The 13,172-nt window shown below is 59.8% G+C and carries 11 protein-coding genes; 5 read left to right on the top strand and 6 right to left on the bottom strand.

Features of this window, described 5'->3' with window-relative positions:
* Positions 1-20: 20 nt before the first annotated feature.
* The 5 genes from ARC85_RS01290 to ARC85_RS01270 are packed head-to-tail and all read right to left on the bottom strand — an operon-like array spanning position 21 to position 4,849.
* Positions 21-1,214, bottom strand: a complete 1,194-nt coding sequence (locus ARC85_RS01290) for a cation:proton antiporter (RefSeq protein ID WP_121208062.1) — start codon at positions 1,212-1,214, stop codon at positions 21-23.
* A 4-nt stretch (positions 1,215-1,218) separates the two neighbouring features.
* Positions 1,219-1,689 (bottom strand): Cys-tRNA(Pro) deacylase, encoded by a 471-nt coding sequence (gene ybaK / locus ARC85_RS01285; protein WP_286714176.1) that lies wholly within the window; start codon positions 1,687-1,689, stop codon positions 1,219-1,221.
* A gap of 60 nt (positions 1,690-1,749) precedes the next feature.
* Complete coding sequence (locus tag ARC85_RS01280) at positions 1,750-3,054, bottom strand: DSD1 family PLP-dependent enzyme (RefSeq protein WP_226596885.1); 1,305 nt, start codon at positions 3,052-3,054, stop codon at positions 1,750-1,752.
* Positions 3,055-3,056: 2 nt separating this feature from the next.
* Positions 3,057-4,466, bottom strand: coding sequence for a D-arabinono-1,4-lactone oxidase (locus ARC85_RS01275; RefSeq protein WP_286714175.1), 1,410 nt, complete (start codon positions 4,464-4,466; stop codon positions 3,057-3,059).
* Between the two features lie 2 nt (positions 4,467-4,468).
* Positions 4,469-4,849 carry a c-type cytochrome gene (locus ARC85_RS01270; protein ID WP_041654417.1) on the bottom strand — a complete coding sequence of 127 codons (381 nt, stop codon included), beginning with the start codon at positions 4,847-4,849 and terminating at the stop codon, positions 4,469-4,471.
* 135 nt (positions 4,850-4,984) lie between these two features.
* Between ARC85_RS01270 and ARC85_RS01265 the strand changes: the two genes are divergently transcribed.
* From ARC85_RS01265 to ARC85_RS01255, 3 genes are all read left to right on the top strand, one after another.
* A complete protein-coding gene (locus tag ARC85_RS01265) occupies positions 4,985-6,208 on the top strand; it encodes a sensor domain-containing diguanylate cyclase (protein WP_153739727.1) in 1,224 nt (407 codons plus the stop codon).
* Positions 6,209-6,279: 71 nt separating this feature from the next.
* Complete coding sequence (locus tag ARC85_RS01260; protein ID WP_286714174.1) at positions 6,280-7,566, top strand: serine hydrolase domain-containing protein; 1,287 nt, start codon at positions 6,280-6,282, stop codon at positions 7,564-7,566.
* Positions 7,567-7,728: 162 nt separating this feature from the next.
* On the top strand, positions 7,729-7,959 hold the full coding sequence (locus ARC85_RS01255) for a hypothetical protein (RefSeq protein ID WP_041656059.1): 231 nt from the start codon (positions 7,729-7,731) through the stop codon (positions 7,957-7,959).
* Positions 7,960-7,963: 4 nt separating this feature from the next.
* Here ARC85_RS01255 and ARC85_RS01250 read toward each other — a convergent pair whose 3' ends face one another.
* Complete coding sequence (locus tag ARC85_RS01250) at positions 7,964-8,968, bottom strand: hypothetical protein (RefSeq protein WP_278351378.1); 1,005 nt, start codon at positions 8,966-8,968, stop codon at positions 7,964-7,966.
* Positions 8,969-9,069: 101 nt separating this feature from the next.
* Between ARC85_RS01250 and ARC85_RS01245 the strand changes: the two genes are divergently transcribed.
* The gene (locus ARC85_RS01245; RefSeq protein WP_286714173.1) at positions 9,070-12,618 is read left to right on the top strand and encodes a 7TM diverse intracellular signaling domain-containing protein; all 3,549 of its coding nucleotides are present in this window, start codon (positions 9,070-9,072) and stop codon (positions 12,616-12,618) included.
* Entirely contained in the window at positions 12,608-13,153 is a 546-nt protein-coding gene (locus tag ARC85_RS01240) for a hypothetical protein (protein ID WP_222534168.1), read from the top strand. Before ARC85_RS01245 ends, ARC85_RS01240 begins: the two co-directional genes overlap by 11 nt.
* Positions 13,154-13,172: the final 19 nt, after the last annotated feature.

Raw genomic sequence — 13,172 nt, 5'->3', positions numbered from 1 at the left:
CTTGAAGCTCACCGGGTTTTTTATTGGTCTGGCTCTTCCTGGTAGCCCTGTCCGGTTTCACCGGCCTTGCGTAGCTGAAGCAGCGTCATTGGCGGGCCGATCAACTCGAATACCACCGTAGCGCCAATCACCAGAGGCAGAATGTAGCCAAGCTCCGGCAGCCGTTCGGTGGCCACCAGGGCGAGGCCCAGGGCAACGCCGGCCTGGGGCATCAGGCAGGCACCGATACGTTGCCGGGTTTCCGGAGCGGAGCCGGCGAGCAGGCCGCCCAGGTAACCACCGGCCAGCCGGCCGCCAATGCGGGCCAGTACATAGGCCAGGCCAAGCGCACCGAGGGTGGGTAGCGCCAGCCAGTCGAGCTGGTAGCCGGCCATGAAGAAAAACAGTGCCAGGAAGGGCTCGGAAATGCCTTCGATGGAACGGAACGGCCGAACGTGATGTCGGGCTCGGTTCGCCACCACAATGCCCAGAGTCATGCAGGTCAGCAGGTACGACAGGCCAAACCAGCTGGCCAGCCCCGCCGCGACAAAGACAAACCCGGCGGATTCCAGCAGCATGGGTTCACCCGGCCGTAGCCGCCCGGTCAGCCAGGCCATGGGAAACCCCAGTACCATACCCAGCAGCACCGAGCCTGCCACTTCCCAGAGCCCGTGCAACATGGCCGTGGGCCCGCTCAGGTCGCCGTTGCCCAGCAACAGACCGGCCGCCACCAACAGAACACTGAACAGTATGGCGCCCCAGGCATCGTCGATGGCGACCACCTGAAACACCAGCCGGGTGAGCGGACCGTTGGCGCCCGCTTCGCGCAGGACATCCAGGGTCGCTGCCGGTGCCGTGGCGGTGGCGATGCCGCCCAGCAGCAGAGCCGCCGGCAGGTTGCCGGTTACGGCCCAGACCGCCAGGATGACGGCCATGGCGGTCAGCAACGTGACGGCCAGGCTGACAATCAGCGCTTCCTTTCCCTGCCTGAGATCCCGTGCCGACATTCGTTCACCCAGCAGAAACCCCACCATCGCCAGGGTTAACTGGGTAATCAGGCTGAAGCTCTGGTCTGCGTTATCCGGCAGCAGGTCAAGAAGATCCGGTCCAGCCAGGGCGCCCAGCAACAGCAGCAGGGTCACCCGGGGCACGTGTACCTTCTGGCCCACGGCGTGGGCCGCGAGTGCCAGCAGCAGGGTGCTACCGATAAGGATCAGGTCGCTGGCGTGATTCACCCCCTTACTCCTGTTGCAGCGGAGCGAACCGGGCCTGGGTCAGTCGGGCCAGATCGGCGGGTGCCAGTTCGATTTCCAAGCCCCGTTTGCCAGCACTGACAAAGACCGTTTCGAAGCCCTCGGCAGACTGGTCGATGAAGGTTTTCAGAGGTTTTTTCTGGCCCAGGGGACTGACCCCACCCAGGACATAGCCGGTGGTGCGCTGCACCAGCTGTTTGTCGGCCATGACGGCTTTCTTGGCGCCGGCAGCCTTGGCAATCTGTTTCAAACCGAGCATGGCGGTGACCGGTACGATGCCCACCGCGAGATTCTTACCATCGAGGCTGACTACCAGGGTCTTGAACACCTGGGCCGGGTTCGCACCGGTTTTTTCCGCCGCTTCCTCGCCATAGCTTTCCGCAGCCGGATCGTGCTCATACTCGTGAAGGATGAAATTCACCTGGGCCTGTTTGGCGGCGTTGATTGCGGGGGTCATGACGGTTCCTGTTGGTTGGATCGAACGTAGCACCGATTAAAGCATGTGCCGCCAACGAGTTCATCCTTCCCGGAACACCGGCCAGCGGTCGGTAATCGCTCCCCGGGTCGGATCGAAGACGGCCAGGTCTCCAAACTGCAGGAAGACCGATTCGCTCTGGTGCGGCCGCAGGAACACCCGGTCGCCCTCTGCCAGATCGAGCCCATCGGCGAAATTCAGCATTTCCTGATTACTGGATCGGCCGTAGACCGGGTTATCGCTTAATCCTGCCGGTGACACCGGCGTTGCCGGCCAGTTGCCGCCGTAGATGAAAGCCGTGCGGGCCCGGTTCGGGTTCCACAGAGCCTGCAGCCTGCCCAGCCCGGGTGCACCGGGAATTCGGGTGCTTGCCAGCAGCTTCAGGACCGGCGTGGCAATGAACGCCGCGGGCCGGTGGTCAGACAGTGTTGGCAGGTCGAAATCCGTGGGCATTACCAGGCCGGAACCGGCGGAGAGCTCATTCACGGGCAGCTCGCCGGACAGCCCGCGATAGAGCTGATAGGTGGTGGATCCCCCGGTGTTAAGTGTCAGGTCTGTCAGTGAGCGTCCCAGGTGTTGCTCGGCGGTGGACACGTAATCCTGATACCGCGCCATGGCCCGGTCCCGCAGCCAGGCCGCTGGCCCCGGTGCTTTCATGATATGAGGTTCGTAGCCCATGAACCCGCTGAAACTGAGCCAGGGCGAGCGTTCAATCATGGTGAGGACCCGAGCTAGGTCACCGGTGTCGGTAAACCCGCCACGATGCAGGCCAACATCGATCTCCAGGTTAATCCGCAGCCGGCGTTGTTGTGCCCGGGCGAAGCCTTCATAGGCCTCAAGCCGCTGCCGGGAATCCACCAACCATTGCAGTTGCTGTTCTGGCCGAAAGCCGCTGGTACTGAATGTGAGCTGCTGGTAGAAACGGTCAACGGCGGCCACCGGAAGCGGCTTGCCCATCAGCACATCCGCCTGAGGCAGGGCCTCGGCCACGGTGTTGAGAAAGGGTTGGTGGAAAACCATCAGCCGGTTGCTGCCGGTGGCCGCCATGATTCGTTGCAGAAGCGGCAGTGACGGCAGTGATTTGACCACAATGCGGTAATGGTATTCGCCGTTCAGGTGGCTGTTCAGGGCCGACAGGTTGTGCTCCAGCCTGGCCTGATCCAGCACCAGCGTGGGGGTTGCCTGGCCGGCTTCAGTAAGGGCAACGTCCAGAGCCCGGAAATAGAGGTTATGTCCGTCCCGGCGGGCTTCTGGTCGCAACCAGGCCAGGGCGCCGGCGGCACCCAGGGCGGTGGCGCCGAGCAGAAGCCGGCGACGTTGTCGAACGAAGGCATCACTGTGGGCCATGGTTACGCGCTCTCCCCCGCCGTCTCGAACAGGCCCGCCAGGTAAGGATTGAGAAACCGCCCGCCCGGGTCCAGGCTGCGCCGCACCTCCAGAAAATCCTGCCATCTGGGATACAGGGCCCTGAAATCGCCGGACTTGAGGGTGTTGAGCTTGCCCCAGTGGGGCCGGCCGCCGTGCCGCAGCAAAATCGGCTCCAGCGCTGTGAACATGGGTTGATAGTCTTCCTCGAAGAACCGGTGTACTGCAATGGAAACGGAATCACGCTGGTAAAACGGGCTGAGCCAGGCATCGTCGGCCTTCACAAAGCGAACCTCGAAGGGAAAGAACACCTCGGGAAATTGTGCTTCCACTACAGACACAATCTCCCGGAAGGCCGCCTGCCAGTTTTCCCGCGGCAAATGGTATTCCATTTCATTGAAACGGACATTGCGGTCGCTGGTGTAGTTCTGCCAGGACGCGGCCACTTTCACTTCTTTGTCCAGGGAGCGGATATAGCCGCCCAGGATCAGCCGGCGTAACCGGGGCGACCAGGCCAGGTAGTCCCGCGCCCGTTGAAGATCCCGGGCGCCGTCGTTCTGGTCCAGCTGGGTGGTGGCCGATACCGGTTCGTCGGTCAGATCATGCTGGCTGGTAAAACCCATGCCGGAAAAAGGAATGTAATAGAACTCGTAGTTGCGATGCTGGTCGGCGCGGGCATCGGCAGCATCCAGAATGTCGTCCAGTGGCAGCCACTCGGTGGTCTTACGCAACCGGTAAGGTCGGGTGTTCTGCAGGGTCACGTCGGTCACAATGCCCAGGCAGCCGAGGCCAACCCGGGCGGCGTGGAAAATCTCCGGGTGCTGGTGCCGGCTGCATTCCAGCAGTTCGCCCCCGGCGGTCATCAGCGTGAGGGCTTCGACATAGCCGGACAGACTCATCAACCCGGCGCCGGTGCCGTGGGTCGCGGTGGCTAACAGCCCGCCCAATGCCTGTTGATCAATGTCCGGCATGTTGAACAATGCCTGGTTGATGGCGTCCAGCGGCCGGCCTACCTGCCCCAGCAGGGTTCCGGCAGCGATGCGGGCCTGGCACTGCTGATCATCGTGGCTCAGAACACCGGTCATGCGCGCCAATGAGACCAGAATGCCGTCGGTGGGTACCAGGGCCGAGAATGAGTGCCCGGACCCCACGGGCCGTATGGTAGTCCCCACATGGTCAGGGTTCTGCAGCAGATGCCGGAGCTCGTCAATGTTGGCCGGAGCAATCCGGTTTTCGGGCAGGCAGGTCTGGGAGCCGGACCAGTTTCGCCAGGGCAAAGGGCTTTGTGATGGCTCGCCCGCAGCCGGCAATGCGCTCTCACTGGCGGTGGCACCGGTCAGATGGCTGGCGATGGCAGTGCTGACCAGTAACTGCAGGAAATGGCGCTGTTGCATCGTCAGTGGTCCTCCGCTTCGGCGGGTGTGGCCATAAAGCGAATCAGCTGGCGGAACTGCTCGGCGTTGCAGTCCATACAGAGCCCGTAGGGTGGCATGCCACCGATACCAGAGACCACGTTATCCACGAGGGTTTCCATGCCTTTGGCCAGCCTTGGCTGCCAGGCCTCGCCGTGGCCGGTCAAGGGGGCATCCGAGGTGCCTCGGGCGTGGCAGGCCTGGCAGGACCGCTGGTAAACCGCGGCCAGTTCCGGGCTCGCCGGGCTGCTGTTGGCGGCATGGGCCTGAACGGCAGCGGATGGGCTGTGACCGCCATTACAGGCAGCCAGGCCGATGGTAATGGTGGCCACAATGGCCCGAGGCAGATGCTGGTGCAATCTCATTCTTGTTATCCATAACGCGATTATGTGTCACGTTTAGTGTCATCGATCCCGACTGAAACTGCAAATCCTTCTCGACTCATGAGTCGTAACTGTCTATTTTTTGTATAGGAAGCTTGAGGCGACAAGGAAATTGGCATGCAGCCAGAACGGCCGGATTATTCGGGGCTGACCCGACTGAAGGAAAGACACAGTCCGCGAAGACGGGCGCTTTGGACAACACTGGTGTATCTGGTGGCCGGGCTTATCTGGATTACCTTCTCGGATCGTATCGTCGAGCTCTGGTTTCCAGATGCCCGCATGTTGTCGTTGGTACAGACGTGGAAAGGATTTCTGTTTGTCGTGGTGACCGGCCTGGTGCTGTTCACAGTGATTCTGCGCCAGCTCCACAAGGATCGCCTGCTGCTGTCCCTGCAAGCCGACCAGCGCCGCGCACTCCGCCGCCGTGAACGACAGCTGACGGTGCTGATGGATAACCTGCCGGGTATGGCCTACCGCTGCCTGCCCGACGAAGACTGGACCATGTTGTTCGTATCGGCCGGGTGTGCCGATCTCACGGGGTATCAACCTAATGAGTTGATTCGTAATCGAACCACCAGCTACGCGGCCCTGATGGATGAGGAAGATGCCGGACAGGTCGCGCAGGAAGTGGAAGCGGCGGTCCGCAAAGATGAGTCCTTTTCCGTCGAGTACGCCATTACCCGCAAGGACGGCCGGAAGATATGGGTCTGGGAGCGGGGCTGCGGTGTGCTGGATGATGACGGCACCATGGTGCTTGAGGGCATTATTCTGGATATTTCCGACCGCAAGCAACTGGAAAACGAGCTCGAAGCACTGGCGACGCGGGACTCACTGACCGGCGTGCTCAACCGCCGGGAGTGCTCACGGGTGCTGATCGAAGAGCTGGAGCGGGCGCGTCGGTACAACCGTCCCCTCGCGTTATTGTGGATCGACTTTGACCACTTCAAGGAAATCAACGATACCTGGGGTCACGCTGCAGGGGATTCCGTGCTCTGTTCCATCAGCAGTCTGCTCGAGGACAGCGTCCGCAGTGTTGATACCCTGGGCCGTTTCGGGGGCGAGGAGTTTGTCCTTATTCTGCCAGAAATGGACGTTGCGGAAGCGGAGGAAACGGCAGAGCGGTTGCGCCAGCGTGTCTGTAATCAGCCGGTGGCCCTGGAATCCGGCCACAACATTCGATTGACCATCAGTATTGGCGTGGCGGTCTTTCCCGACCATGGCGACACGCTCGATGCGCTTTGCGCTGCCGCCGACAAGGCGATGTATCGGGCCAAAAAACAGGGTCGGAACTGTATCGCCATGGCACAGGCGGTTCAGCCAGTCCATAATGGTTTCAGATAGTCACGTTTTCCGGTCCTGGCTGAAAAACCTCTGGCGCACCAACCAATAACAAGACTGATAAGGCGTTTATCATGCATTCACTCGCCCGCCGTGCCCTGCATACCTGTGATGTGCCACGGGATCTGACCCCGGTGACTTTTCGCGACACCGCCGGTGAACACCCGGATCGGGTCGGACTCCACAGCGATGCCGCCGACGCTGTGTGGCGCAGTGTTGAGGCCCTGTACAGAACCGGAGTGCATCCAGGTATTCAATTGTCCCTGCGTTATCGGGGCGAGCAGGTGTTGCACCGGTCGCTCGGGCACGCGCGGGGTAATGGTCCTCACGATCCGGCCTCGTTGCCGCGCATTCCCATGACCACTGACACCCCGATCTGTTTCTTTTCCGCCTCCAAAGCAGTCACTGCGCTGCTCATGCATATGTTGTCCGAGCAGGGGCTGGTCAACCTGATGGACCCGGTGTCGTACTACTGCCCGGAATTTGCCCGTAACGGCAAGCGCACGATTACTGTGCACCAGATTCTCTCTCACCGGGGCGGTATCCCTGCGATACCCCGGGAAACCCCGATCGATGTGCTTTGGGACCGCGACGAAATCTGGCGGCTGCTCTGCGCCGCCAGGCCGGTGGAAGTGGACGGCGCCAAGGTGGCCTACCATGCCATTACCGGTGGCTTTGTGTTGCAGCGGGTTCTGGAAAAGGTGACCGGGGACACCATTGAAAACTACCTGGATCGTTACCTGCGCCGACCCATGGGTATGAAGTGGTTTACCTACGGCATCGCCCCCGAACACCTGCATGAGCTGGCCAGCAATTATGCGACCGGGCCCACACCCCGATTTCCGGTGTCCTGGGTGGTGAATCGCGCGCTGGGTGGCGATATCCGGACGGTGGAGAAAGTCACCAACGACCCCCGCTTCCAGGAGGCTGTGATCCCTGCCGGAAATCTGTGCGGCACGGCCGAAGAAATGGGTCGCTTCTTTCAGATGATGCTCAATGGTGGTATCTGGAATGGCAAGCGCATCTGCAGTGAACTCACGGTTCGCCGTGCCATTCAGCAATTTGGCTCATTGCAGATGGACAGAACCATGCTGGTGCCCATGCGATTCAGTGCCGGCATGATGCTGGGCAGCAATCCTGTTGGCCTTTGGGGCCAGCAAAGCCGTTATGCGTTTGGCCATGTCGGTCTGATCAATAAACTGTGCTGGGCGGACCCGGCCCGGGATATTTCCGTCAGCCTGTTGAACACCGGTTTTCCGATTGTGGGCCATCACTTACCGGCCCTGGCCCGTTTCGTCTACACTGTCTGCAAGCAGTTCCCGGTGTTGCCGGAAAACCAGCGGAGACTGGTGGCGGCCTGAGCGTTTCATTAAGGCGTCAGGCCCTGGCGCCCAAGACCTGACGCCAGAATCTGTCAAAAAAAGTGAAAGCTTGTTCATTGCAATTGCACTTTGTCTGACAGTTCGGCACACTTGGCATTAGTCAATAAGGATGTTTTCCACACTCATTGGACGAGGTTAACTATGGAAAAGCCGCAATTTCCCCCGCCTGAGCAGCGTAGCGTCAAGCTTGATCAGCATGACAGCGTCCGTTCCCACGTACAGCAACAGATCTGCGATGAAGTGCAGCGCCTGGAACGCCGGATTGAAACCCTGCGCCTGACCAAAGCCCCCCACGCAGCCATCATGATTTCCACGTATGAACGGATGATCTGCCGAAAAAAGGGCTTTCTGCAGAATTGGGATCTGCAGTAAACAATCAGGGCCTCAGGCCGGTGTGCATGGTGGCATATTGGTAGTCCGCCTCCGTTTTCTCAGAACAGTAATTGCTGGAGCCGGGCGCCTCATTATATGAGGTGAATACCATTACTTTCGGGGCATCGTAATCCATGCGGATTTTCACGCAGTCGACGAGTTCGCCAGCAAATTCGAATTCCGGCCCGCCTTCACTGTTGTCTTTGGTGCCTATCGTGGTGCCGTCAATAATCAGGGTGTCTGAATCGAGCCCCTCATAGGTTCGGGTGAAAGACAGCTCACGCTCACCTTCAATGACGATTGAACCCTCGGTTTGTGTTCTGGCACCGTCATTGTATCCGGTTGAGGAAAAGCTGGCGGGAGTGAACTGGGTCGCCAGGGTCGCACTGGGCCGTGTGGATTCCTCGGGAAAAGTGCCGGAAGCTGCCCAGGTAAGCACACGTGTTACCCGGTTAGAAGAATCCGGTGTATAAACCCACTTCACGATCGGGTACTGCCAGTTGTATTCCTGCACCGGCTTGCCTTCCAGAGCAGCAGTCTGGTCGGTAAAGCGAACCTGTACCCGATTAGTGCGGTTGTTGTATTCCCCGGCCTCTTCCTTTTCTATGCGCCGAACCATGTATTGCCGCCCCTCCTGGAAATTAGCGACCTCGTTTTCACCGATTACGCGACGAATAAGATCCAGCGGATTTCTGACAGAGTTTATGCGGGGCGGTGCATCGCTGGTGTAGTCCAGCCCGGCAAACAGGGCTAGCTGACTGCGAATGCTGGTGGCCACGTTTTCCGCTTCCGTCGCATCGGGGATGCTGGCATCCGGCTCCACGGCCCGGACAAGGTCGGCAAACAGAGTGTTGCTGGTCTGCTCCGTCAAGGTAAAGCTGGAAAAGGTGAGATCAACATTACTGGCCGGATTCAACGTCGATGAGGAATCGCCACTGCTCTCTATCCGGCAACCGCTGAGTGTCAGTAACGTGAGTGAAACAGCAGCAAAAAGGCAGGAATGTCTCATTTCAGGTGACCCCGGGGTGCGAAAAAACGTGTGAACGGCTAAAGTGACGAGTGCTGACAATAAACGATAAAGCACGCAGCTACCCGCGCGGAGATCACATTTTGCAGCAACGGTTTGCCCATATCCCGGTGCGGACGGTGGTTCTGCTCCTGTTTCTGGCCGTTCTGGTTTTGCCATCTGTGGCGAAGGCCCAGAATGCCTGCCGGGATGGGCAGATCATGCTGGATCACAACACCGATAGCATTCCGGATCTGGGCGAGTGCCTCTGGTATCTGGAAGATCCGCAGCAGTCACTGACGATTGATGAGGTTCGCGCCGCAGGCGAGGACACGCTGACCCGTCACCAGGGTGGCGTGCTTAACTTCGGTTATACCGGCTCCGCCTACTGGACCCGCTTCGACCTGAGCACCCGCCGTTTAACCTCCCGCTCGGACTGGATACTGGAGCTGGCGCTGCCACTGGTGGACGACGTTCGGCTGTATCTGGTTCGGGATGGGCAACTGGTGGAACAGCGCCAGACCGGGTATCTGGACAGCTGGGACGACCGGGATCTGGCCGTGCCAAACCCGACCTTCCGGCTCAGATTGTCGCCAGACACCGTCACCACGGTTTTCCTGCGCATTACCAACACCAACACCTTCCGCCTGCCGATTACCCTCTGGCACCCGGACAGTTACATAGAAAAGGTCTCCATCGACGAAGCCGTACGCGGGCTGCTGCTGGGTGCCATCCTGGCTATCCTGGCTTACAACCTGTTTGTGGCGGTATCGGTGCGGGAGCGCAGCAACATCTACTACGTGCTCTACCTGGTATGTGCGGCGGTCTTCATCGGTACCGAACAGGTGCACGGGGTTCAGTTGCTGGATAGCCGGCCAGCCTTGCTCAACAAGGAATACCTCCATTTCCAGATTATCCTGACCTGGTTCTTTGGCCTGTTGATGGCCCGTTCGCTGCTGGAAACCCGGCAACGCTCGCCCGATCTGGATCATGTACTCCGGTTATGTCTGACCTCTGTCGTCACCACCTTTGGTTTGTCGTTTTTCATGCCCTATTCGGTGGCCATGGAATGGATTGTGGTCGGCTCGATTCTGCTCAGTATCATTCTGATTGTGGTCAGTTATCTGTCCTGGCGCTATTACAACCCGGCAGCACGCTCCTATTTCTTTGCCTGGACCCTGGCCCTGATCGGGTTTGGTATCTATGCGCTGACGGTGATGGGTTACCTGCCGCTGAATACCTTTACCAGCTATTCGCCACAGTTCGGCCTGACGGCCCAGATCATCCTGTTTTCCTTTGCCCTGGCTGACCGAATCAAGCAGGTTCAGGGCGAGGCCCTGGCCTGGAACCAGCGCGCTCTGGCAAACCTGAGGCGTTACCAGTCGCTGTTTGATAACGCCATTGAAGGCGTGTTCCAGATGTCACCGGAACGTCGGTTTGTGACCGCCAACCCGGCCATGGCCGAGTTGCTGGGCTACAGCAGCAGCCGCGAGCTGCTGGTGCGAAACCCGGATGTGCTGGAAACCTGCATTGCCGATGAGCGGTTGCGGCGCCTGGTGGTTGAGCAACTGGAAGCCCGGGGCACGGTCAAGGGGATTGAGGCCCGTTACCTGACCCGTCAGGGCGAGGAGCGCTGGGCCACTATCTCCCTGCACACGGTGTATGATGCCGAGGGCCTGCCCATGCATCTCGAAGGCACCTGTATTGACGCCACAGAAAGCCATCAGCGCCTGCAGATTGAACGGGAGCGGGAGCAGGAACGGCTGGAGAAAGAGCTGGCGCGGAATTCCGCTCAGGCCAAGAGCCAGTTCCTGGCCAATATGAGTCATGAAATCCGGACCCCGCTGGCGGCCATCATCGGTTATGGTGAAACCCTTCTGGACCCGGATCTGAACGAAACCGAGAAACGCAGCAGCGCTGAAACGGTGGTTCGCAGCGGGCGACACCTGCTGGAGCTGGTGAACGATATCCTCGACCACTCAAAGATCGACGCCAACAAGCTGGATGTTGATGTGGTGCCGGTCAATCTGCCGGAGTTGCTGGATGAAATCCGCGCCTTCTTCGCCCCCCGGGCCCGGGAAAAGGGCCTGGATTTCAGTATCATCTGCGATTATCCCCTGCCCGAGAAGATCCGGACCGACCCAACCCGTTACCGGCAAATTATCATTAATTTGTGCGGAAATGCCCTGAAGTTCACGGAAAATGGGTCTATCTCCCTGATTGTTCGCTGTGACCGCGACGCCGAGAAGCTTTACGCCCGGGTGGTAGATACCGGGATTGGCATGAAGCCGGAACAGCTGGACCGTCTGTTTGACCCCTTTGCCCAGGGCAGCACCGCCATTTCCCGCCAGTATGGCGGCACGGGGCTCGGCCTCAGTATATCCCGGAGGCTGGCGGAACTGCTGGGCGGCGATATCCGGGTGTCCAGCACCTATGGTGAAGGCAGTGAATTTGAAGTGTGCATCAGCACCGGTGAACTCGCGCAGGTTCATTTCCTGCGGGATGCCTCGGAATTCAGCCAGCGGCGCCGGGCCATTGCCATGGTCATGGCGCCCCGGTTGTCGGGCCGCATCCTCTGTGCCGAGGATAACGATGTAAACCGCCGGCTGGTGTCGTTGCTGGTGGGGCGCACCGGTGCCGAGCTGGTGCATGTCAGTAATGGCGCGGAAGCCCTGGAGCGCGCCACCCGCGAGCACTTCGATCTGATTCTGATGGACATCCAGATGCCGGTGATGAATGGCCGGGATGCCACCCTGGCGTTGCGGGAAGCAGGTGTTAACACCCCGGTGGTTGCGCTTACGGCCAATGTCATGGCCGAGGATATCGCTGAATATCGTCTGGCGGGATGCAATGATCACCTGGCCAAACCCATCGACAAGCAGCGCTTTTACGAGGTATTGGCCCGTTACCTGGCGTTGTCGGCGGAAACGGCGGTGGGTTCGGGTCACCGGTACAGCGGTAAGGTGCTGGTGGCCGAAGACAACGATGATAACCGTGGGCTGGTGGAGCGGATGCTCCGCCGCACCGGCGCAGAGCCCTTGCTGGTGACCAATGGGGAAGAGGCGGTTCGCCGGGCCCTGTCGGAAACCGTGAAACTGGTGCTTATGGATCGCCACATGCCCGGCATGGACGGCGTTGCGGCCACCCTGCTTTTGCGCCAGGCGGGCTTCCGGCGGCCGATCATTGCCTTTACCGCTGGTGATCAGGCAGAGAATGAAGCCTTGCTGGAGGCCGGTTGCGACGGGGTGCTGAACAAGCCCATTGACCATGCCCACCTGCAGGCCCTGCTGGATCGCTATCTGCCGGTGGAACAATGGGTCGGCGAGGCGGTTGACGATGACATTGGTCCGCTGGTGAACCGTTTCCTGGATGGCCTGGCTGAGCGAAAGCGGCGCATGGAAGCCGCACTGGCCCAGGGACAGTTGCAGCAATTGCAGTCCGAGAGCCATCAGATCAAGGGCACTGCCGGTGCCATGGGCTATCCGTTGATGACAGAACAGGCAGGGATACTTGAGCGATGTGTACGCTCAAGCCCCGGAGAGAGAGGGATGATTCGACAGGAACTGACCACCCTGAACGCCATGATTGACCGGGCCCTTGAGGGCCACCAGAGGTCGTCGAAAACCACAAAGGAACAGGCCAATGAGCGATAACCAAAAACAGGAACATTATTCCCTGAGCATGATGTATGGCACATACGCCGACATACTGTTCGTACTGTTTCCGTTTCTTGTCATTGCCATGCAGCGGCTCTGGGATGGCAACCTGTACCAGTCCCTGATGCGGCCCGACCTGAGTATTGCTGCGGCGATTCTGGCCGGCCTGGCTATCGGCAAATTTGTGCTGGGGTTGGTGACCAATCGCGATCTGGGGCGCTACAAAGAGCGGATTGTGTTTTTTATTGCCCTGACGCTGTTCGTGGTCCTTGGGCCGGCCATCATCCTGATCCTGAGTATGACCGGGAACGCGGAGATTCCGGGCTTTGTGGCCTTTGTGCAGCCGGTACTGCTGATTGTCTCCATTTCCCTCTATACAACGGCAGTTAGCATTGCCAATATTCTCACCCGGGTGACCGCGCCACCGTCCTTCGGTGACCATGGTGGGCCCACCGGTGATGAACCGGTTGATGTCCGCCCCGGGCCCGCACCTCTGGACTTGCCGCGCCGAACCGGCAACGATACCTACTGAGCCAGGGCACAGAACAGGA

The organism is Marinobacter sp. tcs-11 (assembly GCF_002049515.1).
GTDB classification, from domain to species: Bacteria; Pseudomonadota; Gammaproteobacteria; order Pseudomonadales; family Oleiphilaceae; genus Marinobacter; species Marinobacter nauticus.
The sequence above is the reverse complement of the archived record's forward strand: the minus strand, read 5'-3'. Positions and strand labels throughout refer to the sequence as shown.